Source organism: Marinomonas aquimarina, assembly GCF_900089755.1.
In the GTDB taxonomy this organism is placed as follows: Bacteria; Pseudomonadota; Gammaproteobacteria; order Pseudomonadales; family Marinomonadaceae; genus Marinomonas; species Marinomonas aquimarina.
The window spans coordinates 23,846-47,735 of record NZ_FLOC01000004.1 but is presented as its reverse complement, the minus strand read 5'-3'; the positions used below and the strand labels follow the sequence as shown (position 1 = coordinate 47,735).

The window sequence follows — 23,890 nt, the reverse complement described above, 5'->3', positions numbered from 1 at the left end:
GCAAATGCGACAACGGTTCTGAGATGAAAATAGTTATAATTGAGATCATTAATTACCCGACAGCCAGCCAATCCGCTGTACATGGTTTTGCTGAAACGATGATGCTTGCCAACACAATTTGCCAGCAGTTTGATGCATCTATTAGATTTGATGTGGGTATAAACACGTTGGAACAACTTGATATTGAAAGGCATGCTAAGGTTGTGGTGTTGCCTCCCTGTATCAACGACGATTTCTACACCCAACACAATACGGTTTTAAATCAATATCTTTTAAAAATGCAACAACAAGGCGCTGTATTAGCTTCAGCTTGTGTTGGTGCATTTATTCTTGCTAGAGGTGGTTTTCTGGATAACAAGTTTTGCACGACACACTGGCGACTAGGTGAGTCTTTTCGATCGGCTTTTCCCAGAGCAAAACTCAACGACAATGCGATCATTGTAAATGAAGGGAACGTCATTACCGCAGGCGGCCGTATGGCATGGCTTGATTTGGTATTTGAGATAATTTCGTTATTCTCTTCACCCACAATTGCTCTAAGTCTATCAAAAGAAATGGTGGTTGATAGCGGCTTTCGTGAGCAGCGGTTTTATCATCAATTTATACCAAAACTTGACCACGGTGATGAAATGGTTCTTAGAGTTCAAAATTATTTGGATGAACACTACGCCAAACCTTTTTCTGTAAAGAACATAGCAGAGAGTTACTTTGTTAGCCCTAGAACCCTGCAAAGGCGGTTTATAAAAGCCGTTGACTCAACCATAGTCCAATACTTACAGAAATTGCGATTGCATAATGCATGTCAACTGATCGAACTAACTAAAAAAGGAATCTCTGAAATCTCTTATGATGTGGGGTATCAAGATGTTAGCGCTTTTAGGAAGGTCTTCATAAGGGAATACGGCCTTACCCCGACAGAGTTTAGAAAACGGTTCAGTACTGATTCAATAACCGAATAACTTCTCATTAACTTAGCATTTTAAATATGAGGTAGTTCGAAGTCATGGTGACTGCTTTTGTCCATTTTCGTTCACCAACGGCATCACAGGAAGTGGTGCCGTTCGGCTATTTGGGATATTAAAAGTTCTCCGATGGGTAGATTCCGCCCAAAGCGGCTAAGAAGGTTCTGTCCAAAACTGTGTTACAAAATCCACAACACCAAATTTTGAAGAGCCCCTTCGAGAGGGGCTAGTTGAGGGGAGCCTAGCTGGCTAGTTGGCGGGGGTATCTGTTTCCTCTTCAGTTATATCGTCATCGGTTGAAGGCACCGCTTGCTCAACTTCTGCTTCTTTACCCTTAGCTTGAGCTGATTTTCGTGCTCGAATTTCGATATCAATAATGCGCCTAGCCAGTTTGATAACGCGCTGTTGCCATGCGTAGTTGCCATCAACACGTTGCTTGTTGCTAAGCACGCTAGATAACCAGAGTGTGTCCATTGAGATCATCAACGCATCGAGTTTGCGAACTAAGCCGACAAACTGGCCAACCTGAGGCGAGCTGATTTTGGCGTTGAAGGTAATCGGGTCGGTGTAGTCAGGTACTTCATCGATGCCGTTGGACTCCATCAGTTTGTCCAAACGAGCTTGTTCGTTGTCTACCGCTTTAGCGCAATCCTCGATCAACTGGCTAATGATCTGTTCCACTTCATCAATTTCGTTCTCATCGCCAATGATGCGCAGGATGACATCGATTCCGTAAAGCGCACTGACCGTCCGTCTAAAAACACGGTCAACGACACGTTGCGCCTGTAAGCTGTTAATTGTGAATGATTGTTCAAAGATGGGTTTTGAGTAATTGGGTTTTGCTTGGGCCATAAGTTTGCTCCTGATATGACAATAATCAGTCCCTAGCCTAATCCTCTGTGAGGTAACGGCCTCTCAGCTAGGTGGAAGAATTGAGCATCTTTCTAACTATCCTGTCTGGATAAGACGGTTACACTGACTATCAAATATTGCTGATCTGTTTCAGTGATATCTGCGCCTGAGAGCATGAGCTCAAAGGAAGCCCGCCGCTGAGTTTTCTCAGTGGTACTAAGAGGTAGCTAGCCTCCTTAAACAAATAGCCTGCATGTTTTTACATGCTCAACCATGCGTTCCTTACGGTTCGCCTTTTCACCACCCAACTGGGGGAGTTTTCCCCAGTTGGGGGTGACTCCTTCAAAACCAACATAAGGAGTCACCAATGGAATATATCTTCGGATTTATTATCCAAATCGCAGGCATTATGTTACTTGCAAAACTGAGCTGGTCGCTTTTGCGATTGCTTGCTCGTCAAAGCGTGCGCCCGTTTCGATTTGTATTTACTCAAATCAAGCGGTTGCTCACACCAACACCAAAACGTCGTCCAATGGCAGTGCCTAAAGCTCCTGGTATGCCCCGTTTGACATCTGCGTTTTACAAAGAGCCACATCAGTACGACATGGCTTTACTCGAAATACCAACCTATCTGCGTCGTCAGTCTTCTTTGCCCAGCCGGGTAGAAGCGACTGTGTGCACAGAGTTCAACTAAGACGAGGAGAACATCATGAAAAACCAAGTAACACTCATAGGCTACGTTGGCTCTGAGCCAGAGACACGAGCCTATCCATCAGGTGATTTAGTGACCAGTATTTCACTGGCCACTTCTGAGAAATGGCGCGACCGTCAATCCAATGAGCTTAAAGAGCATACGGAATGGCATCGGATCGTTTTTCGAGACCGTGGTGGATTTAAGTTAGGGCTAAGAGCAAAAGATTTGATCCAAAAAGGAGCGAAGCTTTTTGTTCAAGGGCCTCAGCGCACGCGCTCATGGGAGAAAGATGGTATTAAGCATCGATTGACCGAAGTGGACGCGGACGAGTTTCTGCTTCTTGATAGTGTGAACAAAGCATCTGAGCCATCACCGGCGGATGATGCGAGCTCCCAAGCTAATTGGGCACAAACTTATCCTGAACCAGATTTTTAACCGAGCGATAACGCTTTAACCCAGCCGGGAGTACTTTCCCGTCAGGGGCAGACTCCCACTTTGATTGTCGGAGTCCATAATGGAAAAACCAAAGCTAATCCAACGCTTTGCTGAGCGCTTTAGTGTCGATCCAAACAAGTTGTTCGATACCCTAAAAGCAACAGCATTCAAGCAACGTGACGGTAGTGCACCGACCAATGAGCAGATGATGGCGCTCTTGGTGGTTGCAGATCAGTACGGTTTGAACCCTTTCACCAAAGAGATTTTTGCGTTCCCTGATAAACAAGCTGGGATTATCCCAGTGGTAGGTGTCGATGGATGGTCTCGCATCATCAATCAACACGACCAGTTTGATGGCATGGAGTTCAAGACTTCAGAAAACAAAGTCTCACTGGATGGCGCGAAAGAATGCCCTGAATGGATGGAATGCATCATCTATCGGCGCGACCGTTCGCACCCAGTCAAAATCACTGAGTATCTGGATGAAGTCTATCGACCGCCTTTTGAAGGTAATGGCAAAAATGGCCCTTACCGTGTAGATGGTCCATGGCAGACGCACACTAAGCGAATGCTAAGACATAAATCCATGATCCAGTGTTCCCGCATTGCGTTTGGCTTTGTGGGAATTTTCGATCAAGACGAAGCGGAGCGAATTATCGAAGGCCAAGCAACACACGTTGTTGAGCCATCTGTGATTCCACCCGAGCAAGTTGATGATCGAACCCGAGGGCTTGTTTACAAGCTTATCGAGCGGGCGGAAGCTTCAAACGCTTGGAATAGTGCATTGGAATATGCCAATGAACATTTTCAAGGTGTTGAGCTGACGTTTGCGAAGCAAGAAATCTTTAATGCTCAGCAACAAGCAGCCAAAGCGCTCACACAGCCTTTAGCTTCTTAGCGCCACGCATTCATTTTACTAACCCTGGCGGGATTATTCTCCCGTCAGGGGGAAGGTCTCGTCTTTTTTTTGGAGATCTTCCATGACTAAATCAGCCTCACTTTTTCGCTTGGTATTGGTTGTTGCCCTTGTCTTAGGTTCGATTCAAGCCGGTAAAGCGGCAATTGATTCGGTTCAAGCAAGTGTTGTTCAGCACCAAACAGCGTTAGCACAAGCTGCAAAGTAACCACTTAACCCTGAAGGGGAGTTCTCTCCTTCAGGGGAGTCTCCCTTCAAAGGAGGCAATATGAAGGTTATCGACCTATCACAACGTACTCCTGCATGGCACCAGTGGCGCATTGCAGGGGTTACGGCATCTGAAGCCCCAATTATTATGGGGCGTTCACCCTACAAAACACCTTGGCGATTATGGGCAGAAAAAACCGGATTCGTATTACCGGAAGACCTGTCGAATAATCCAAATGTGCTTCGTGGTATAAGGTTGGAGCCTCAAGCAAGGCGAGCATTTGAGAATGCGCATAATGACTTTCTTCTGCCGTTATGTGCAGAAGCCGATCATAACGCAATCTTTCGAGCCAGCTTTGATGGCATCAACGATGCGGGCGAACCCGTTGAACTGAAATGTCCTTGCCAGTCAGTTTTTGAGGATGTGCAAGCTCACCGAGAACAAAGCGAGGCGTACCAGTTGTATTGGGTGCAAGTACAGCATCAAATACTGGTCGCCAATAGCACGCGAGGTTGGTTGGTTTTCTATTTTGAGGATCAACTGATTGAGTTTGAAATACAGCGAGACGCGGCGTTCTTAACTGAGTTGCAAGAAACAGCGCTTCAGTTTTGGGAGTTAGTACAGACCAAAAAAGAGCCGTCAAAATGCCCTGAGCAAGATTGTTTTGTTCCCAAGGGTGAAGCCCAATACCGTTGGACATCGCTGTCTCGACAGTATTGCTCAGCACATGCCGAAGTGGTCCGACTGGAAAATCACATTAAATCTTTGAAAGAGGAAATGCGAGACGCCCAGTCAAAATTGGTCGCCATGATGGGTAACTACGCTCATGCCGACTATGCTGGGGTCAAACTCAGCCGCTACATGATGGCGGGCACGGTGGACTATAAGCAATTGGCCACCGATAAGTTAGGCGAGCTGGATGAACAGGTTTTAGCCGCTTACCGAAAAGCGCCACAAGAGCGGTTGCGCATTAGCACCAATAAGCCAGAGCAGCCCGTTGAAACACCAATCAAAATCAGCCTTGAGCAAGATAACTTGGTTCTGCCAGGTGACTCGCCGAGCTCATTTTACTTTTAACGTTCACTTGGAGCCGATTTCGGCTCCTTTCTCATGCGCTTACATCGAGTGCATCAGAAAGCAGTTTCACTCGTAGCCAATGCTGGGTACGAATGATAGAGCGAGCTGAACTCTTACATACACAGCCATACCACAATCAACACACCACCCGACGGGGACTTCATTCCCTGTTGGGGCATGGGGCCTCGTTAAAACTAATGAGGTTTACCATGACAGAACAATCCCCATTTTTGGTTCAAGTGAATCAAGCGTTTAATGTCCCGGCTCCTGATGCTTTCGTTCTGGAAGGATATGGTGCCGACACTACCCATCCAAACATTCCCGTTCGCAAGGACGAGTATGTTTTTAGAAAAGAAGACTTACGTGACGTATTGGCGTTCTTGTCTCACCCAGACGGTGACGGTTTGTATATTACAGGCCCCACGGGATGCGGTAAGACCTCGCTAATTTGCCAAGTTGCTTCTCGATTGAATTGGCCTGTTCAGCAAATTACTGCGCACGGTCGATTGGAGTTGTCCGATCTTATCGGTCACCACACACTGGTTAATGGCAACATGACCTTTGTGTATGGGCCGCTGGCACTGGCTGTCAAGCATGGCCATTTGCTGATCATTAATGAAATGGATCTTGCTGAGCCTGCTGAACTGGCTGGGCTCAATGACATTTTGGAAGGTGCCCCGTTGGTCATCGCACAAAATGGCGGTGAGATCATCATGCCACATGCCAAGTTTCGTTTTATCGCTACCGGCAACAGTGCGGGCAGCGGTGACCAAACGGGCTTGTATCAAGGTGTGCTCCAACAGAATTTGGCTTTTCTTGATCGCTTTAGAATCATCGAAGCGACCTATGCAGAGCCTTCTGTAGAGGAAGCCATTCTGGAGAACGTTGCGCCGGGCTTGCCAGAAGTCTTTCGCCAGAAAATGGTGAAAGTGGCTGGTGACATTCGTCGTCTCTTTATTGGGGGCGCGGATGGCGGTGCTGAGCTTAGTATCACCATGTCCACTAGGACCTTGGTGCGCTGGGCAAAGTTAACACTTGCTTTCAAAGGTGCTCCTAACGCAGTGGAGTATGCACTGGTTCGGTCTTTGACGGCTCGTGCTGAGTTGGAGCAACGTGAAGCTATTCACCGTATTGCCGCTGATGTCTTCGGTGACCACTGGGAGGATTGATGATGGAAAAGTGCTTTGCTCTTTACCGTTACAGTCATTCTGATGGGACAGCCAAAGAATGGGCCATTTACGTTGGATCAGACACCCAGGAGATTGAAGTTCGGTTTGGAAAAGCTGGTCAAATGTCGCAGCAGCGATTGATTGACTCGACTGATCCTAACGCTGAAGCAGACCGACGAATCAATGAGAAAATCAACAAGGGTTATCGATTTGTTGGACAAGTCGGCATTGATCATCAAGGGCGGCCATTTGAACTCTCAAATGCGCTAGATAGTGTCGCGTGCGCCAATAACGTCAGTTGGGAGTTTCGTACTCGCAAGGACGTCAATGGCCAAATCTCGCTGGCTCAAAAAGCGTTGTTCGATATGGCAAAGCTGCTTGAAGCCTATGGCTTGGCTGTTATTGATGATAACCAGGTCAGGATTGGAAAATGGTCATTAGGGTTTTGCAAAAGCGGATTACCTAGTACCAATCAAATCAGCATGGTGTCAGGTGAAGGCGCTGGCATTGTTAACACTGATGATGGCCCGTGGCCATTGTTGCTGTTACTGGCCTTTAAGCGTCAATTACCACCATTGTGTTCGCTCACAGTAGCGAGTCCTGAAGGGATAGAAGTATCCGACCAACTGAAGTTGGAAAAAGATGTATTGAGGCTTTTAGGCAGTGATTTAGAGCGGGTTCGCCCGATTGCTGAAGCACTGGACTTAATGCCTGCGAAAATCGATCTCAACCAATCGTCGCCTGATTCGCAAAATTACTATTTCTGATAGTGGTATTGCCATTAGCGCGTCAACTACTACCACCCAAACGGGGGCCATTGCTCCTGTTGGGAGTGGTGCGTCCCCATCTCGCATGAGGATGCACTATGAGTATTCAAACCCTCGACAAACTTTTGATTTGTCACATCGACTGTTCCATCTGGAGCGGTAGAAAAAAACTAAGGCCTGAAGATTTCAGATTAGCCAATGGCAGCCAACTTCCACCGAAGGATGTTGCCAGCTTAGGGAGTAAAAAAATTTGCGACCCAGAGGCATTGGCGAACTTTGAACGGCTTAAAAAAGAAGCGCAGCGCTTGTGTGAGCAAGTCGGTGTGCGGTTTTTAGGTGGCTATGCCGTCCCTGAAGACCGAATTGATCAGATTGTTCCAGAGCTTGACCGGATCGGTCAGGAGTTTGCGCAGTGTAAGCAGTTGTTCTTGGACAACTATGATCAGGTGACGTTTGACTGGGTTGCGAAACACCCGGAATTTGCAGATGCAATCCGGCGTGCGCTGTCACCCATCGAAGACGTGGAACAACGGCTTCAGTTCGATTATGCCATCTATCGAATGCAACCGGCTGAACAAGCTGGAGGCTTAGATGACAAGGTCAATGGTATGGGACACACCCTCTTTAGGGAGGTGGCTCGTGATGCCAATGAACTGTTTGAGCGTTCCGTTGCAGGCAAGAATCAAATCAGTCAGCGAGCCCTTAATCCGCTCAAGCGATTAAGAGACAAGTTGGATGGTTTGTCCTTCCTGGATCATCGAGTTCAGCCGATGGTTGAAGCGATGGACAATTTATTTGTTCGTCTGCCGAAGACCGGCCCTGTGACAGACAATCTCTATCACGAACTGATGGCGACCATTTTAATTTTGTCTGATCCAGACAAGATGAGAATGCACGGTGAAGGTCAATTGGATATCAGACAACTGATGCCCAAACCTGAACCTAAACCCGCACAGCCAGTATCTGCTCAGGCAGATAACTTACGTGCAATACCACAACCAACCGTCAGACCAAACCTTGGTTCGACTGTACCAAACTCATTTTATTTCTAACGTCCTTGAGGGCATGTTGCCCTTAAGGGCGCATGTCCTCTGAACTATGTAAGAGGAAATTATGCAATCAACCATCCATAACCCCTGCCAACTGAACCAGTTTGAACCGCATTTTCGTGGTGTGACTGATGCGGTTGAAAGTGAATCGATACCAGAAGTGGCGTGTTGTCGAACGTTAGTACAACGGTCGTACTCAACACATAGTGTCTTGATCCCCAAGAACCCTGTTTTGATCGCAGATGCGGACGCACAAGGAGTTTGGGTAACGGCCATGGTATTTGTTCCAAACATGGCATTGCAGCAAACCGCTTTTGAGCGGGCCTGGCTGCAATATCAGCACGAGGTGTCTACTCAGTTACAAGACCAGTACGGTCTGACATTGGATGACATCCTGAGTTTAGACCAGCTTAAAACGTCATTTGAGCAGCACGAGAGTCCAGCTCAATTGGTGGCTTGGTTAGGTCAAAAATATGACCTGGATAAGCTAAAAGCACAGGTTTAAACACTTACATTCCCAGCGGGGAAACGCTCCCGCTGAGGGAGTATTCCCCCTAATGATTAGGAGACTCCCATGAATCATCCATTAAAAAACGCACTGCCAATCGTTGCCGCCGCTTATGGCGAAAAGTTTGGTGTGAAGGTGCTTATTCAAGGACAAGATGCGTTTACCGATGGTGAGCGGATTGTGATCCCAACAGCAAACCCAGACGACCCACACTATCAACAGATAGCTTGGGGTTATCTGGCTCATGAAGCGGCGCATATTCGGCATACCAATTTTGACATGGTGAAGAAGGCGTCGTCTAAGCCGATCCGTAAGGCACTTCTCAATATTATTGAGGATGTGCGCATTGAAAACGAATTGGCAAAGGATTACCCCGGAACCCGGCGCAGTATTTCGCAAGTGATTGAGTACATGGTGGACACACAGCAAATGTGTGTACCTGAACAGCCTGAGCCTGCATCTAACTTGCAAGCCTGGTTGTTGTTTCGCTTGAGATGCCATTTTCTGGGCCAGAAAGCACTGACGCCTTTGTATCAAGCTGTTGATGAAAGGGTGAGACAACTCTTTCCTGCCGCAGCGATGAGCCGGTTAAGCGCCATGCTGACAGCAGTGCCTAGCCTGGCATCTACAGGTGAAGTGCTGAAACTTGTCGATGCCATCGTTGCCATGTTGGAAGAAGAATCTCGTCCACCACAGGATGAGTCGGATGCTGATAACGGTGATGACATTGGACAAGATGCGAGTAATGACAGCAATAGCAGTAGTGACAGTCAAACCCCGGAAACAGGTTCGTCTGCAACGGGGGATGCTGCTGAAACGGGAGATTCTGATAACTCTGATCAAGCTGACAATTTGCGACAAGCCTTAGAGGCCAGTGCCGCTCAGTTTGAATCCGATACCTTTGCACAAGTGGCAGAAGTGTTGTCGGAACAAGCTGAAGGACATCAGGGTGTCACTCCACTCAGTTTGCCCCAAGCAGAGCAGGCTATGTTGGGTGATGAGGCCATCTTGACCTTATCGGCGTCTGAGTCCGCTCAAATTCGAGCCCGACTTAGGGGCATGGTTCAGTCCAGTCAGGACAATCGGAATCATGCCAAAAGGCACGGTCTTCGAGTTGCAACCCATCGTCTTGCCGCTTCACAAGCCGGTGAGTCGAGATTGTTTATTCAAAGGCAACCTCGCATTGCGCCTAATGCTGCTGTGCACTTGCTGGTCGATATATCGGGTTCAATGGGTAAACCCATTGGCGAAGGTAATCGAAAGTACTTTCATGTTGCCAATGAAGCCGCTTTGGCTTTGGCCATGGCACTGGAAGGCATACCGGGTGTTGTACCTGCGGTCAGTTATTTTCCTGGTATTCATCAGGAAGTTTCTATCGCGTTATTGCCCAAGCAATCGGTTCGACATCGGGCCGCCTGTTTTGACCAAAAACCACGAGGTTGTACGCCTATGGCACAAGCGATGTGGTTTGCGGCAAACAGTTTGTTAGCGCAAAAACAGAAGCGAAAGCTAATGATAGTGCTAACGGATGGTGACCCAGATGATTGGGCTGCCACGCATGACATTGTTGACCGGTGCAGACGCAGTGGCTTTGAGCTGCTGGGAATAGGGATTCAAACACGCAGTGTTGAGAAATTCTTTCCTCAAAGCATCGTGATTAACGACGTCAAAGATCTGAAGCGTGAGTTATTCGAAGTAACACAACAACTGTTAATTCAGTAACCACATCAATTTTACCACCCTGCGGGGACGATTCCGTCCCCTTCAGGGCATGGGTTCGTCTCCGTTTTTTTTGGAGACTCCTATGAAAAACAAAAAATTCTTAGCTGGCGAAGAAGCCGGTACTTACATCGTTCCTGAGCAAGTGACTGAAGCGGATATCTTAGATATGGCGCTCAAGCTTGCCCGTGGTCGATTGAGTAAAGGTCGCAAAATTGAACAGCCATCATCGGCGTTCTCATACCTGCAAACACTGATGCACGAGTATGAGCACGAAGTCTTTGGCGTGCTGTTTCTTGATACAAAGCATCGCGTTATTCGATTTGAAGAGCTGTTCAAAGGCACTTTAGATGCAGCGAGCGTGTATCCAAGGGAAGTAACAAAGCGGGCGTTGGAATTTAATGCGGCAGCAGTGATACTGGTTCATAACCATCCATCGGGTGATCCTGAACCCAGTGAAGCTGATAAACGCATCACTCATCGACTTCGTGACGCCTTGTCACTTGTTGATATTCGAACGCTTGACCATGTCGTGGTCGCATCCGAGGGCTGCGTTTCGCTTGCCGAACGCGGTTATCTGTAATGAATGGGCGTATTGCCCATTCTCCTACATCACAAAAGCAGTCCCATCAGCACACATCAGCACAGCTCGAATTTCTATTTGAGTTTGATGATGCCCCTGTCACTTGGTCTGACACGGAAATCTGGCAGTTACGCGAAGGCATTCTATTGGATGCGATCCGTGTATTGCTGGACGGTCGTGTCAGTACTCGATTGCGAAAGGATGTGTTGTCGTGGATTCAAAATGACGAATTAGCGCCATTTTGCTTTCGTGTTTGCGCGATGGCTGCGGTTGTCGATCCTGATGTGCTTCGTGATTCCATCATGTGGCTATTAAGACGACATGGTATCCAGCTTGACTAACGTTCCTGCATTAACCAAACGGCTCAATGCAGGACCCAAGCTGACTTTTACCACCTGTGGTAGGAGTCGGCTTTTTACTTAAGGAGGTTATATGGCGTTACCTTTACAGATTGACACAGTAAGGCCATATCTTAATGGCCAATGGCTTCAAATACTGGCGGCGTTGGTGCCAGAACTTGATGCCGCTATTGCTCGAAAAGGCCGTCATGTGGCTTGTCCTGTTCATGGCGGTCGTGATGGCTTTAGGCTGTTCAAAGATGCTGAATATACCGGAGGTGGCGTTTGTAACACCTGCGGGATCTTTCATGATGGTTTTGAACTGTTGTCTTGGATTAATGGATGGAACTTTGCTCAGTCTATTGAAGCAATCGGCCAAGTTCTATGTATTCAACCCGGACAAATACAAGCGTCTACTCGGCCAATACCGAGTAACGCTGTTGATTGGAAGGCTAGAAAGCAGGACGAGGACAAAGCGATTATCCATCGCTTGAATCAAACCTGGGGAGAAACGTTATCTCTTGCAGATACTCGTGCGCAACCGGTTTGGAACTACTTGCATCGTCGTGGCATTGTGACGCGGCTTCGTCCTGAATGGGATTCGGTGCTGAGGTTTCATCCTAACTTGCCTTACCATGATGAAGATGGTCTGTTTATCGATAGCTACCCAGCGCTGCTAGGTAAAATCGTTACTCAGCAAGGGCGTTCGGCCACGTTTCATCGGATCTACCTAAGTGAAGATGGATTCAAAGCGGGGGTTGAAAAGCCTAAAAAGATGATGCCCATACCAAGTGACAGAACAATCACTGGTGGTGCCATTCCGATAGGTGAGCCTGGTGAGGTATTAGGTGTTTCTGAAGGCATCGAAACAGCTTTAGCGGTTACCAGAGCTACGGGACAGACATGTTGGTCGGTTGTGAATGCAACGCTACTGGCTAGGTTTGAACCACCAAGTAATGTGAAAATGCTGTACATCTGGGCAGATCACGATCTCTCTGAGACCGGCCTGAATGCAGCGAATGAACTCAAGAAAAAAGCCTGGCAGAAAGGCATTCTGACACAAGTCCTGATCCCTCCGATACCAACGTCACTTGGCGTGAAAAGTTGGGATTGGAATGATGTGCTGAATGTTTACGGTGCCATGGGCTTTCCTAAAGTTCATACCTGATCCAAGGGGCTTCGGCCCCTTTTTTTGCGCCTTGCATATTTGAAAAAACATGGAGAATGAAAAATAGATAACCAATAGGAGAAAAAAACATGATGGTATTAACCCTTTTAACAAAGCAGACTGATGGCAAGTATACGGTGTACTGGAAGACCGGCCTTCGAAGAGGTGGTGAGCTAAAGGTCAATTTAGGTGAGCAATACGACAAGCTACCTGAGCAGCAAAAGCCAATTGCAGCTGAGCTCTATGCGATTCATCACCTACTGTCAGTGAAAGAGGTGATGGGGAGTAACCGAAGCGGCAATGGGCTTCAAATCCGAGTCAGTAAAGGTGCCATCAAAAAGTTACAGAAACAACGCTCAACTCAGCATTCACTTTACAGCCTGACTAGGTTTTTGCTCACTCGATACCAGGAAGCACAGATCTCGGTAGAGAAGCGGGACGATTGGCTCTCACATTCCTTCGAAGAATACAGCGTCGATAATGCTACAGTGAGAGAAATCGATGAAGTCATCAATGTGCCAAGTATTGGACCTGTCGTGGTGACTCGTCACGCGCTAGAACGATTCGTAGAACGGTTTGCAGACGGTGTACCTAAGCATCCTTGGAAGGCTTTGTGCGCCAAATTGCGTAGCACAGAATTGGCAAAATCTTTATTGCCAGAATGTATAGCCTCAAAGAAAGCAAAAAAGTACTTCGTACAGGCTGAGTTTTGGTGTCATGGGAGCTCTGGTATGCACTTTGTTTTGGTGCCATCAGCCAACGCACTTACGTTAGTAACAGTGTTTAATAGATAGTCAGAAACACTCACAATTCCTTCATCTATCTGGCCAATCGCTCTAACGGGGATCTTTAGCATGTTAGCTCTATGAAATTTTCTGGAGCTGACAATGAGAACCCCCTTGTTCCCTTGGTTCATCCTATGGGTGACCATCCCAATCATTATTTTCTTGCTATTCATCTTGCCCGCCCATGCCAGTGATGGACCATTCTATCAGCGTGGTCAGGAAGGCTGGTTTTGGTATCAGGTTATTCCTGAACCTGAGCAGCCTGATGAGCTGATAGAGCCGGAAACTGGTGTCGTGGAGTCCAGTCAGAGCGAACTAAAGCCCTTCAGTGCCGCATGGTTCCGAGAGCATATGCAATCGTTCATGGACAAGGCAATTGATGAGCCGACGAATGAGAACGTCAGGGCTTATCTGTATCTTCAGCGCGTCATGATGGATAAGGGTTCACAGTTTGCTGATGTTAGTCAGCAGGTGGTCATGGGCGATCCTGTTTTGGATGAAATCAGTCGCAGACCCTTGGCGACCTATGCTGCCAATCGGATGGATCGAGAAGCTGGCGCTCAACGCGATGTAGCTTTAGGTGAAGTAGCAAAACGGGCTGGCTTGTTCTTCTTCTATCGTTCGGATTGCCCTTACTGCCACGCTCAAGCGCCTATCATCGAATCCATGGCTTTGAACTACGGTTTCGAGGTGTTTGCTATTGCTGTCGATGGCATGCCTTTACCGGGTGGAGAGTTTCCCAATTACAAAGTCGATTCAGGACAAGCTCAATCATTGTCCGTTACGACTGTCCCTGCCGTGTTCTTAGTTGACCCGCCTAACGTCATTACTCCGATTGGCCAAGGTGCAATGAGCCTCGATGAGCTCAATAATCGAATCATTCTCGCAGCCCATCAAGCCGGTTGGATTGACGATCAAACTTACTATGCCACCAGACCCGTTCAACCCGGTGTGTCACTTGCGATGTCAGCGCAAGAGCTTAACGAAAAGATATTACAGGACCCTGAGTTCCTTGTTCGCTATCTGCGTGCACAAGGAGGGTTATAACGATGAAAAAAGTATTCCAAGTATCGCTAATCGCCTGTGCGATTGGTTTTTCGTCTATGAGCCAAGCAAGCTTGCAACAGGAGATGAACCAGTTGTTTGGTTCAATGACCAACAGCACTGCGCCTGGTGTATTCGAGAGTCAGCGGCGTGGCGTTATATCTGGCGGAAGTGTTGTTGTCCGTAACAGAATCATGAACGAGAACCTCGTCTCAATGGTGCCTCCGTCATTCCAAGCCGGTTGTGGCGGCATTGATATGTTCGCGGGAAGTTTGTCATTTGTTAACGCGGATCAGTTTGTTCAATTACTTCGCTCTGTTGCTGCAAACGCCAAGGGGTATGCATTCCAATTGGCGCTCAGTGCTATGTGTGAGAAATGCTCCCAGCACATGGAGACACTGCAAAAGAAAATCCAGCAGTTGAACGAGTATTTTGGTAATTCCTGTCAAATGGCTCAGGGAGTCGTGAACGATACCCTGGCTGCTTTTGGTAAAAAGGGGCAAACAGAAGCCAGCATGTTGAGCTCACTTAAAGGGGCTGGGGACATTTTTACCAGTTGGAGTGAGTCCAATGGTAAGAACCCTTACGAGAATGCTTCAAGTGTCGCGGCATCTGATGTGAACAAAACGATTAAAGGTAACTTGGTCTGGCGAGCACTGAAACGTCACTCGGCATCAAGCTGGTTTGCATCGGGGGATGACCGTTTTCTTGAAGCGGTTATGTCGGTGACTGGTTCGATCATTGTTGGTGATCTAGCTAATGCGGCTGATGGCCAAGGTAAAGCCCCAAAACTGACCAGACTGAATGGCAATAAAGTGACTATTGAGCATCTAATTCATGGCGGTAACGTCGCTATGTACCGATGTGACACAGTGACGCAAGACGGTTGTTTGAACCCGACAATCACTAACGTGACCCTTACCGGGTTATCAACTCAGGTAGAAAATTTACTTCTTGGTACAGGTTCTAGTAACGGCATTATTTTTAAGTTTGCTCGAAATACAGGGGCTGCTAGCACCACCGAAAAGGCTTTTATGACCTCGGCTCCTGCAAGCATTGGCGGCATGATTCGAACACTTTCTGCATTAAATGAAGGTGCCGCTAGGTCGTTTGCTTCACGAGCAGCACCATTTACTGCTGTTGAGATGGCCCGGGCATTGGTTGAAGACATGCTCAACGCAGCTAGAAGCACCTCTGGTGTGGAAGATCATGCCTATGCGAAGTTGTTAACCGAAGACCTTGAACGTGCACGTCGCCAAATCAATGAGGAGTACGCCGCGTTACAGCGAAGATACGGCTCAGAGCAAGAATTACTGGCGCATTTTAATCAGGTGATTCAGACCATTCGCAAACAGCGTTATTACACCGTTAAATCTACGGCGCTGGGGGAATAGATAATGTGGGAAATCTATTCCATCGGGGATTCGGCTTTTTTAGAGCAGGTCCTGAATGCTGTCGCGATGATCACTGGTACAGGCGACTTTACTTCAATGGTTCGGATTGGCTTGCTCATTGGGGTATTGATGGTCTCTGTTCAGGCCTTAATGCAAGGTGGTCGTGGGATTAACTTTCAACACGTTTTAGTCTCATGGCTAGTCTTTGCAACCATGTTTGGGCCCAGTACCCGAGTGAGCATTGAGGATGCGTACACGGGACAAGTTCGAGTGGTTGATAATGTGCCCATCGGTGTTGCTGCCGCAGGCAGTACGATTTCGACTGTTGGCTTTCAAATCACGCGATTGTTTGAAACCGCCTTCTCAACTCCCGCCATGACGGAATACGGTTTTGCATCCAGTTTACAGTCACTGATTAAGGTGAGAAAACAGGTGATGGATCGCTCTGGGTTGGGTGATGCAAATCGTGTCGGTGGCTCAGATATCGAACAATCGTGGTTTAACTACATCAAAGAGTGCACCTTGATTGGTATCGACATCGGCCAAAAGAACCTAGATCAGGTGCTGAGTGATCCTAACCCGATGACTGCGATTAGGTTTGATTCGCGCATTTATGGCACTCGAATCATGCTCAGTGGTAGCAGTAGCGATCTGGACTGCACCGACGCCTACAGCCAACTGAAACTCATGACAGAATCAACCTTCATTCCAAGGCTTAAACAGGTTCTGTCAGCCTCATTGGGGACTTCGTCAGCAACGGACACTGATGACGTGATCCGAAATGCACTGAATAATCTTGGTTTGGCTTCGGTTAACACCCAAGAGTACATGACCGCGTCAGTGCTTTTGCCTATTTATGAGCAAAGCGTGACGGGCAAGTATATGGATGATCAAGCTTTCACCGCAGCCGTTATGGTTAACCAAGCGATTGAGCAGCGCAATACGCAATGGGCGGCGGAGCAGACCCTGTTCCAAAGTATCGTTCGTCCGATGATGACGTTTTTTGAGGGTTTCATTTACGCCATCACCCCATTGATGGCCTTTGTGATTGCCCTTGGCCAAATCGGGATGCGAATGGCCGGGAAGTACTTGTTAATCCTGCTTTGGATTCAACTTTGGATGCCTGTCATGGCCATCATTAACCTTTATATCCATTTAACTGTTGCTGGGAAAATGTCGGCTCTTGATGCCTTTGCGGGTACAGAAGTGCCATCTTTTGCTGGGATGATGCAGATGGATTCAGTGCTGCAAACCTGGATAGCTACTGGCGGCATGTTGGCGTCGAGTGTTCCGGCGATTTCGCTCATGCTCGTGTATGGCTCAGCAATAACCGCTACCCACTTGGCTGGACGTCTTCAAAACGGTGATGCCATTGATGAAAAGATGGCAAGTCCAGATGTCGCGAAAAATGCCCCGGTGATGCAATCACAGTCAATGTTCCAAAATTCAGCCCTCACTGGTTCTGCTATGACCGGCGCGTCAAACCTACTTAGCAGTTTCTCTGTCGGAAATGCGGTGGGTTCAATGGTCGGCTCTGCAAAAGAATCCATGACTCAGGCAACTCAAGCCTTTAGCCGTCAAGTTGGCAATACCATGAGCCGAACTTTTGGTGAAAAGCTAAGTTACGACAACCTTTCTTCGGTTGGACGTCAGATTGGTTCTTCTAATTCCGCATCTAGCGCCGTTGTTAATCAGGTCACTGATGACCTGCAAACACGGTATGGTTTCGGAGACGATAAAAAAGACGCTGTACGTGGCTTGGTATCGGGCGTGTTATCTGGCGGACTAAGGATTGGTGGCGATGGAACCATTACTAATCCCGGTGAGAAAGAAGTTGCCGATAAGGGTTTTCTTGGGAGGCTTCTTGGAACGGGAGGCAATGATTCTCCACAAGGTAATTTGCCTGGAGTTGATAAGCCAGATTCATCTCGTGTACCAAAACTATCAAGGGTACGAGCTGGGTTGGATCTAGGTGGTAACTTTAGTGGCCAAGTTGAGTCGTCAGAAGGCAGTTCTCGGTCTACGAGCGCAAATACGCTCACTGGGGAGATGCAAAGCTTGGCATCGAGTGATTCACGACGTGCTGAGTTTCGCGATGCGATGGTTAAGGACCTTTCAGATTCAAGACGCTCTGGCGTTGAGATGTCGTTGTCTAATCAAGACTATCAGTCACTTCAGAGTTCAGCACAAGACGTTATCACGGCATCAAACCGCTTTAGTGAGCTTGATCAGGCCAGCTACAGTCTATCAGGACAAAGGAACACGGATGGTGCGACGTTAACTCGATTAGCAGCGGATAATCCTGAAGTCATGGATTATTTAGGTCGCTATATGAACCAGCATGTTGAAGCAGGTAACCGATTACGTGAAAACCTTCCAATGTATCAGCGCTTGCTACCTGATGATAATCAGGCGTATGTGGCCGCAGCTATGGAGTCTTTAACCTATAGCAACTCCTCTACGCCCGCTGAACGAGACAATGACTATCAAGCAGCAATGACTGTTATGGCCATGGCTACCGGAGCCGATTTACGATCTATTCAGCCACGCTCTAATGAAGGCTTGTCATCAACGGCACCTACTTTTGGTGGCACTCAAAGCCAAGTTGAATCAGGTGTTCTGGGAGGCTATGAGGATGCTGCAACAGTTCAAACGCAGTTCAATTCGGCTCAATCTGCTTACCAAACCAATCTTTCTGGTGTAGATGGACAGCTGAATGCGCATCAGCAACAAGCCCAGCAGGCCGTAGCTTCTGACACAAGTACCTATCAATCTGGACTAAACAGTGAAGCTGGCTCTCAGTGGCGATCTCGCATTATGGCTGATGATAGCGGAGTCTCTGGTGCTGAAATGTTCTTCAACAGCGCCAGTGCTATTGGTGATTTCAGTGGCAAGCATACTGATGCAGCTCTGCATACCTTGAATCACTTTGGCGAAGACTATGAGAGTTACAAAGAACAAGCGCTTGAAGATCCTGGCTCACGAGGTTTCTTGCACAACGCAACGGTGGCCAGCAAATCAACCTGGGATGGGTTAAAAGCCGCCGTTGATGCCGGAACCTCTTTGGAGAATCCATTGACGGCGTTTAATGATGCATACAGTGGATCGAGTTCGCAGTATGCCTCCGAAGTAAACTGGGGCACTAAGTCTGAAGCCATGTTGGCGGGGGCATTTGGTGCGGCAGTTAACAATCGATATGGTGAGTTCTTAGAACAGTATGCCGATGATTTTAAACAGGAAGCATACAGCGAAGGGCAGAGAATGGGATTGACCCCGATTCAAAGTCAAGTGTTCGCTCAAGCTTTCAATGAAGGTTTGGCGGGACGCGTATTCAACTCTGAAGACTCATCGAGTTGGTCGCCTGAAATGCTAGGTCTAAGGGAGCAAATGCTAAATGAGTATCGTCAAAAGGATGAGAGTGGCGCTTACATTCCTGACAGTGTGTCCGAAGAAGATAAAGCATTTGTGGATAAGCAGATAGCGGTGATCTCAAATGCATCGCTTGCGGGAGATTATGCTCAGAACAACTTGATCGATATTAGGGCTTATAACCAGGCATCAGGAAGGAACTGAAAATAGAAGGTAGCCAGCTTGTGGTGGGCTGGCTATTTTTTTGGCTTTTTGGGATACCTTGGATAAAAGCCATCAAAAAACGAATGGAGCTTATACCAATACCATTTTTCTTCAATGCTCAAAGTTCTACCCGAATCTTTAACTTGGCTACTCAAGAATCTAATTCCAGTACAAATAGCTATGAAAAAGAGTCCCAATCCAACAATTGTCCAACTCGCTTGCCAATATGCGATTGCTAAAAACATAGTGGTGATGGCTATAAGGCCGATGGGGTTGCAGGTCGCTTTGAATCCCAAGTAGCTGAAAAAAACGACGGTGCAGAACAGAAATGGCAGAGCCGCTAACTTGGCAGATGCCGTTAATATTTCTGATGGAAAAAAATGAGCCGCAGCCAAAGTCGCCAGAAAAAGCCCCAGTGATATAACCCAGCAGCGTGCTGGTAAAGATTTAAGTAAGTTTGTCATCTTAGTACTCTCAAAGTGCACGGGCGGTGCACAATCAAATCATGTATCAGCATGTTAGTTCTCAAAAAGTGCTCTAGTGGTTTGCTCGGCCATAATCTCGCACACAGGACATTTAAGCTGAATGCGCTGTTGAGATACCGTCAAATACAGACTACCGCATCGACACCGGTGTAAGGATGCAAGCTGTGATCTTAAATCACGAGCTAGAACCCAACCTTCATTGATGGTCAGTTTTTTCCAGGGGATCTCAGCTGGAAGGTCTGCCTCTTCTCTTGCAACCAAGTACGCATCGTAAGCCTTCATCAAAGCATCGATATTTAATTGCTTGTAGACATTATCACCACCAATATTGACATAAAGCGCCATCAGCAGGGAGCCTTCAACTAGGGCTCTTCTGCTTTTAACGATGGCATCAGATTCTGGCAATTGACCAGGACAAGGTGACTTGCCAGTCACTTCTTTGTGCAGCCTTCTGATAATGTGGATTGGTAAACCTGTATCGAGCGCGATAATGGTCGTTCGAAATCCGTACTTAATAAGCAGCGAGGCTCGGGTAAACAGCTCACTTTTGGACAGGTTATCAATCATGCATCCCCCTTGTTGTTTAGGGTTGATAATAAATAAGCGATTCTTGGGATACCTGTGCCTTTGCTCTTCACCATCTCAATCAGTTGGCTTTGGTTACCCCTTGGTTGAAACAGCATGAATGATGAGGTCGCCACTCGTTGCAGGTCGTCAACACCGGCATTAATCAGTGCATCCACCACGTCGCGTGTAAGTCCAAAGCGCAAGACCGCCTCTTGCGGATCAATTCGCGCTAATTCACGTGCTGCGTGTAGGTACGCCAAATTTAATTGATAGAAGTCTTGTTGATTGGTTGTCATTGACGGACCTCCAGTTCATGTAAAATATTGCGATAGATAGAAAGCACTCTTTGCCCATACCAGCGTGCACGCTCTTCGTTCCAACTGTGATAGCGGCCTATGCCAAGCTCTAAATCGTTTGGTGAAGACTTGATTGCTTCGGCCAAAATACTGGAGCCGACAGTAAGGTTGGTGATGGGGTCTAGCAGTTCAGCTGCTGAGCTCACTCGATGCCCATGCCAATGCAAATTGATTTGCATAAGGCCAATATCGAGCTGGTATTTTTCACTCTCTTGAAGTGCCTGGTTTAACAGTTGCTCCGCTTCTGTCTTAGATTTGGCGTAGGTTGCGTTTGAACCATTGCGAATTGCGTATGGCCATGGACTGGTCATGTTAAGACCTCGATGTGAGGCTGACTCAGCCAAGGCAACGGCGTAGAGCATGACTGGATCAATACCAACACTTTGTGCTGCTTTTTCCCACTGATAGCCCGGAAACGCATAGACTGAAGTGCTTGCGGACATGGCTATCACTAGGGCAATGGTTTTTGCTTTAATCGTTTTCATTTTTGTCCTCTAATTGATTTCCGAGAAGCGCCTGAATGGCTTTCGGGCTTATTCTTTTTAATGGCACTGCGCTAAAGTCGGCGATGCCTCTCGTATAAACTTGTGCCGCTTTTGACCAGTCGCCTACGGCAACAGGCGCTTGCATATCAAATCCTTTTTGCTGGTTCTGATGGTCTGCAATACCCTGTAATAGCCTTGGGTATTCACCCACTTCGTCCCGCAGCAAGTAAGCCTGGTAGCGTGTTAAAAACTCTTTTTGCTTAAAGGGGTATTCCCTGTCATCAACCTTGCAGAGTTCAACCCATCCACCCATGTCTGAAATCACGCGGTGGATAAGCGCATCGTCAAACATCACGGATGTCCAAGCGCCAACCTGACGAACAGCCTTGTCAACTTTGTTCCAAGCAACCATGGCTCTTGAACCTGAGTTGCCGTCGATATGCTTGATGACGTCAGCGGGCTTTGGAAAAAATTGCCCAGTATCCGGTGATTGAATATGCCGAGTCAGACCGATTCGCACTTCTTCAATGCTATAAGCACGAAGGGCTTCAAATGCGATGGATAGCAATTGTGGTGATACGCTTTTGCCATACATGGCCCAAGCTGCTCCCCAAACTTCAGCAAACTCGCGTTTATCAACCTCCTGCACTTGAACGAACCTCCCGAATACCTGGTCCGGCCCAGCTTTCAGCAATGCGGCGATTGCTTTCTTCAATATTCAATTGGTGATTGCTGCCCTTTAGGCTCGTCGATGATTGCTGTACTTCATCAATGCGAACGTACTCGTCTTCCCATTGCCGGTTTAAAAGCCAGTTATGTGGCATAGGGGTCTTAGTCCGATCTTGATACTGCAATCGGTTGTCTCGTTGCTCTTTCCAGCGTGTTAGCACTTCCAAGGCGAGTTCATGGTCTTCATTGAGGCCCATGCGTAGCCATTCTTCTTTGGCTTTCGCTTTTTTTTCTTTGCGTATTTGTACATCCCAGAAGTCTTCAAACTGTATCTGGTCAACAGTTTTAACTGTTGGTTTATTGCTTCTCTCAGAGTCATCCGACCGTTGAGAGTCCCTTACCGGGTTGCCATCAGGCATAAACAATGTTGAAAATTCTTCTGGTAGCCGAGCTTGAAAAGCGGCAAGAGATTTCAAAAGCGATGCCATACCAACGAAGTCGGCAGGTACATCTTTAAACAACCGAAAGGCTGCCTTACCTTGGTTTGGGTTTTCGATTGGGTTGTGCTTCAGAAAGCTTCGAATCAAAGTCCAACCGGATTCCTCGCAACGAATCAGGAACTGATCTTGTTCTAACTCATTTAGAGCCTTGGCAACCTGTTGTTCATCCCAGTTCAAGTCAGAAGCAACGTAACCAATCGGCAACCGAAAGCAGCCAAGCAAATTACAATGTGGGCATGTAAGCAAATACAGTCCTAGCAACTTCGCAGAGTCACTCCAGGACAAAACGTTTTGCTTTAGCCAAAAGCGGGTATAGACCTTGCCATAATCACGCATGGAGGTACTCGCTTCTGTGTTTACGTAAAATGCTGACCATTACTTGCCCTTAATCCTACTGGTTACTGGCTTTCAGCTCGCTTTGGCCTTCGGGATAGATATCCGGTCTTAACTGAGATCGGGTTACCTGTCCTTGCGTAGCTTGTTCGATGGGTAAAACGAATTCAGCGGGAACACGTCCGGATTTATTCAACCAAAACCAGACGTTTTGCTGTTTTGAGTTGATGGCTCGCGCTAATGCTGATTGCCCGCCGACCAAATCAATGGCACGGCGGAGATGTTTTTGTGTCGTGTTGAACACTTCCATACCGTCTCCTGTTACAATAATAACTGTTACAAGATTGAATGTTACAGTTTAAACTGTAGTTAAGTCAACAGTTAAAATTGTTGAAAGACTACAGTTTTATTTGTAGAATGCGGGCTTATGAAAACTTTATCCGAACGACTAAACCATGCCTTGCAGCTTACTGGGGTAACTCAGTCTGAGTTGGCTCGTCGCATTGGTATCAAACAGCAGTCGATCAGCCAGATTTGCTCTGGTAAATCGGCTAGGTCTCGTTACACCATGCAGATCGCGGAGGCGCTTCGCGTGAATGCTCATTGGCTCGCCACAGGTGATGGCGAGATTGGCTTGGGGGTCGGTAATGTAGAAGTCGGGCCTGATATTAAGGGAAGAATTCCTCTCATTAACTGGGTTCAGGCCGGTGATTGGACTGAAATAGCGGAGGGATTTGCCCATGAAGATGCTGAGGAGTGGCGTGAAGTCACTGGGAAAGCACATGAGGGTTGTTTCGCACTTCGCGTAAAAGGCGACAGTATGGAAAATCCAAGCGGAAAAAAATCCATACCTGAGGGGGCAGTGATCGTTGTTGATCCTGAGTTACCTTACTCTTCAGGTTCATTGGTTGTTGCGCGTTTGGATGATTCGAAAGAAGCAACCTTTAAGCAGTTGGTTATTGATGGTGAACAGAAGTATCTAAAACCTTTGAACCCGCAATACCCTGCAATACCGATCAACGGCAACTGCACCATCATCGGTGTAGTACGACAAGCTATCATCGATTTCTGGTAGCGAAGGAATTTGTGGTTTAGCCACAGTTGTTCATTAGCTGAAGAAGCAACGATTGCAAACAGCTACAACTGAGCATTGGTGCACGCTGAGAATAAATGGTAACCGATTAGATAACCATTGATTGTTTATAAAGTCAAGATCAGCGAAAATAGCGGCCAATTACGATTAACACGACGGAT

The 23,890-nt window shown here is 47.4% G+C and carries 27 protein-coding genes; 19 read left to right on the top strand and 8 right to left on the bottom strand.

Features of this window, described 5'->3' with window-relative positions; translation table 11 throughout:
• Positions 1–23: 23 nt before the first annotated feature.
• Entirely contained in the window at positions 24–959 is a 936-nt protein-coding gene (locus tag MAQ5080_RS04790) for a GlxA family transcriptional regulator (RefSeq protein WP_067206292.1), read from the top strand.
• A gap of 252 nt (positions 960–1,211) precedes the next feature.
• Here MAQ5080_RS04790 and MAQ5080_RS04785 read toward each other — a convergent pair whose 3' ends face one another.
• A complete protein-coding gene (locus MAQ5080_RS04785; protein ID WP_067206289.1) occupies positions 1,212–1,814 on the bottom strand; it encodes a hypothetical protein in 603 nt (200 codons plus the stop codon).
• Positions 1,815–2,181: 367 nt separating this feature from the next.
• Between MAQ5080_RS04785 and MAQ5080_RS04780 the strand changes: the two genes are divergently transcribed.
• The 17 genes from MAQ5080_RS04780 to MAQ5080_RS04705 all read left to right on the top strand — a co-directional run bounded on the left by MAQ5080_RS04780 (position 2,182) and on the right by MAQ5080_RS04705 (position 19,241).
• Positions 2,182–2,508 carry a plasmid-related protein gene (locus MAQ5080_RS04780; protein WP_067206285.1) on the top strand — a complete coding sequence of 109 codons (327 nt, stop codon included), beginning with the start codon at positions 2,182–2,184 and terminating at the stop codon, positions 2,506–2,508.
• A gap of 15 nt (positions 2,509–2,523) precedes the next feature.
• Entirely contained in the window at positions 2,524–2,943 is a 420-nt protein-coding gene (locus MAQ5080_RS04775) for a single-stranded DNA-binding protein (RefSeq protein ID WP_067206282.1), read from the top strand.
• Positions 2,944–3,022: 79 nt separating this feature from the next.
• Complete coding sequence (gene bet / locus MAQ5080_RS04770; RefSeq protein WP_000414662.1) at positions 3,023–3,841, top strand: phage recombination protein Bet; 819 nt, start codon at positions 3,023–3,025, stop codon at positions 3,839–3,841.
• Between the two features lie 82 nt (positions 3,842–3,923).
• A complete protein-coding gene (locus MAQ5080_RS17485) occupies positions 3,924–4,067 on the top strand; it encodes a hypothetical protein (protein WP_015066581.1) in 144 nt (47 codons plus the stop codon).
• Between the two features lie 60 nt (positions 4,068–4,127).
• Positions 4,128–5,144: a YqaJ viral recombinase family nuclease gene (locus MAQ5080_RS04765; protein ID WP_067206279.1), complete on the top strand. Its 1,017-nt coding sequence runs from the start codon at positions 4,128–4,130 to the stop codon at positions 5,142–5,144.
• A gap of 209 nt (positions 5,145–5,353) precedes the next feature.
• On the top strand, positions 5,354–6,313 hold the full coding sequence (locus MAQ5080_RS04760; RefSeq protein WP_067206276.1) for an AAA family ATPase: 960 nt from the start codon (positions 5,354–5,356) through the stop codon (positions 6,311–6,313).
• A complete protein-coding gene (locus tag MAQ5080_RS04755; protein ID WP_067206273.1) occupies positions 6,313–7,080 on the top strand; it encodes a hypothetical protein in 768 nt (255 codons plus the stop codon). Before MAQ5080_RS04760 ends, MAQ5080_RS04755 begins: the two co-directional genes overlap by 1 nt.
• A 98-nt stretch (positions 7,081–7,178) precedes the next feature.
• Positions 7,179–8,132 carry a DUF3150 domain-containing protein gene (locus MAQ5080_RS04750; protein ID WP_000027441.1) on the top strand — a complete coding sequence of 318 codons (954 nt, stop codon included), beginning with the start codon at positions 7,179–7,181 and terminating at the stop codon, positions 8,130–8,132.
• A 61-nt stretch (positions 8,133–8,193) separates the two neighbouring features.
• Positions 8,194–8,634, top strand: a complete 441-nt coding sequence (locus tag MAQ5080_RS04745) for a hypothetical protein (RefSeq protein WP_067206268.1) — start codon at positions 8,194–8,196, stop codon at positions 8,632–8,634.
• 69 nt (positions 8,635–8,703) lie between these two features.
• Positions 8,704–10,359 (top strand): VWA domain-containing protein, encoded by a 1,656-nt coding sequence (locus MAQ5080_RS04740; RefSeq protein ID WP_067206266.1) that lies wholly within the window; start codon positions 8,704–8,706, stop codon positions 10,357–10,359.
• Between the two features lie 82 nt (positions 10,360–10,441).
• Positions 10,442–10,939 (top strand): RadC family protein, encoded by a 498-nt coding sequence (radC, locus tag MAQ5080_RS04735; RefSeq protein WP_012368361.1) that lies wholly within the window; start codon positions 10,442–10,444, stop codon positions 10,937–10,939.
• On the top strand, positions 10,939–11,280 hold the full coding sequence (locus tag MAQ5080_RS04730; protein WP_011788518.1) for a hypothetical protein: 342 nt from the start codon (positions 10,939–10,941) through the stop codon (positions 11,278–11,280). Before radC ends, MAQ5080_RS04730 begins: the two co-directional genes overlap by 1 nt.
• A gap of 91 nt (positions 11,281–11,371) precedes the next feature.
• Positions 11,372–12,445 carry a DUF7146 domain-containing protein gene (locus MAQ5080_RS04725; RefSeq protein ID WP_067206262.1) on the top strand — a complete coding sequence of 358 codons (1,074 nt, stop codon included), beginning with the start codon at positions 11,372–11,374 and terminating at the stop codon, positions 12,443–12,445.
• Positions 12,446–12,534: 89 nt separating this feature from the next.
• Positions 12,535–13,239, top strand: coding sequence for a hypothetical protein (locus MAQ5080_RS04720; RefSeq protein ID WP_067206258.1), 705 nt, complete (start codon positions 12,535–12,537; stop codon positions 13,237–13,239).
• 93 nt (positions 13,240–13,332) lie between these two features.
• Entirely contained in the window at positions 13,333–14,277 is a 945-nt protein-coding gene (locus MAQ5080_RS04715; protein ID WP_067206255.1) for a thioredoxin family protein, read from the top strand.
• 2 nt (positions 14,278–14,279) lie between these two features.
• Complete coding sequence (locus MAQ5080_RS04710) at positions 14,280–15,668, top strand: conjugal transfer protein TraH (RefSeq protein WP_067206252.1); 1,389 nt, start codon at positions 14,280–14,282, stop codon at positions 15,666–15,668.
• Between the two features lie 3 nt (positions 15,669–15,671).
• Positions 15,672–19,241 (top strand): conjugal transfer protein TraG N-terminal domain-containing protein, encoded by a 3,570-nt coding sequence (locus MAQ5080_RS04705; protein ID WP_067206249.1) that lies wholly within the window; start codon positions 15,672–15,674, stop codon positions 19,239–19,241.
• Between the two features lie 32 nt (positions 19,242–19,273).
• On the opposite strand, the gene eexS is transcribed toward MAQ5080_RS04705, so the two are convergent.
• Genes eexS through MAQ5080_RS04670 form a run of 7 tightly spaced genes read right to left on the bottom strand, consistent with a single transcriptional unit; the run spans position 19,274 to position 22,946 of the window.
• Positions 19,274–19,705 (bottom strand): entry exclusion protein EexS, encoded by a 432-nt coding sequence (gene eexS / locus MAQ5080_RS04700; RefSeq protein WP_067206246.1) that lies wholly within the window; start codon positions 19,703–19,705, stop codon positions 19,274–19,276.
• Between the two features lie 54 nt (positions 19,706–19,759).
• Complete coding sequence (locus MAQ5080_RS04695) at positions 19,760–20,293, bottom strand: FlhC family transcriptional regulator (RefSeq protein ID WP_000566753.1); 534 nt, start codon at positions 20,291–20,293, stop codon at positions 19,760–19,762.
• Positions 20,290–20,589: a flagellar transcriptional regulator FlhD gene (locus tag MAQ5080_RS04690; protein WP_000210563.1), complete on the bottom strand. Its 300-nt coding sequence runs from the start codon at positions 20,587–20,589 to the stop codon at positions 20,290–20,292. Before MAQ5080_RS04690 ends, MAQ5080_RS04695 begins: the two co-directional genes overlap by 4 nt.
• Positions 20,586–21,134 (bottom strand): lytic transglycosylase domain-containing protein, encoded by a 549-nt coding sequence (locus tag MAQ5080_RS04685; RefSeq protein ID WP_025610846.1) that lies wholly within the window; start codon positions 21,132–21,134, stop codon positions 20,586–20,588. Before MAQ5080_RS04685 ends, MAQ5080_RS04690 begins: the two co-directional genes overlap by 4 nt.
• The gene (locus MAQ5080_RS04680; RefSeq protein ID WP_007105460.1) at positions 21,121–21,783 is read right to left on the bottom strand and encodes a DUF6475 domain-containing protein; all 663 of its coding nucleotides are present in this window, start codon (positions 21,781–21,783) and stop codon (positions 21,121–21,123) included. Before MAQ5080_RS04680 ends, MAQ5080_RS04685 begins: the two co-directional genes overlap by 14 nt.
• Positions 21,770–22,639 carry a hypothetical protein gene (locus MAQ5080_RS04675; protein ID WP_067206243.1) on the bottom strand — a complete coding sequence of 290 codons (870 nt, stop codon included), beginning with the start codon at positions 22,637–22,639 and terminating at the stop codon, positions 21,770–21,772. The genes MAQ5080_RS04680 and MAQ5080_RS04675 overlap by 14 nt, the downstream gene beginning before the upstream one ends.
• Positions 22,640–22,694: 55 nt before the next feature.
• On the bottom strand, positions 22,695–22,946 hold the full coding sequence (locus MAQ5080_RS04670) for a transcriptional regulator (RefSeq protein WP_011788534.1): 252 nt from the start codon (positions 22,944–22,946) through the stop codon (positions 22,695–22,697).
• Between the two features lie 117 nt (positions 22,947–23,063).
• On the opposite strand from MAQ5080_RS04670, the gene MAQ5080_RS04665 reads away from it, so the two are divergent.
• Positions 23,064–23,711 (top strand): LexA family protein, encoded by a 648-nt coding sequence (locus tag MAQ5080_RS04665; RefSeq protein ID WP_000854920.1) that lies wholly within the window; start codon positions 23,064–23,066, stop codon positions 23,709–23,711.
• Positions 23,712–23,890: the final 179 nt, after the last annotated feature.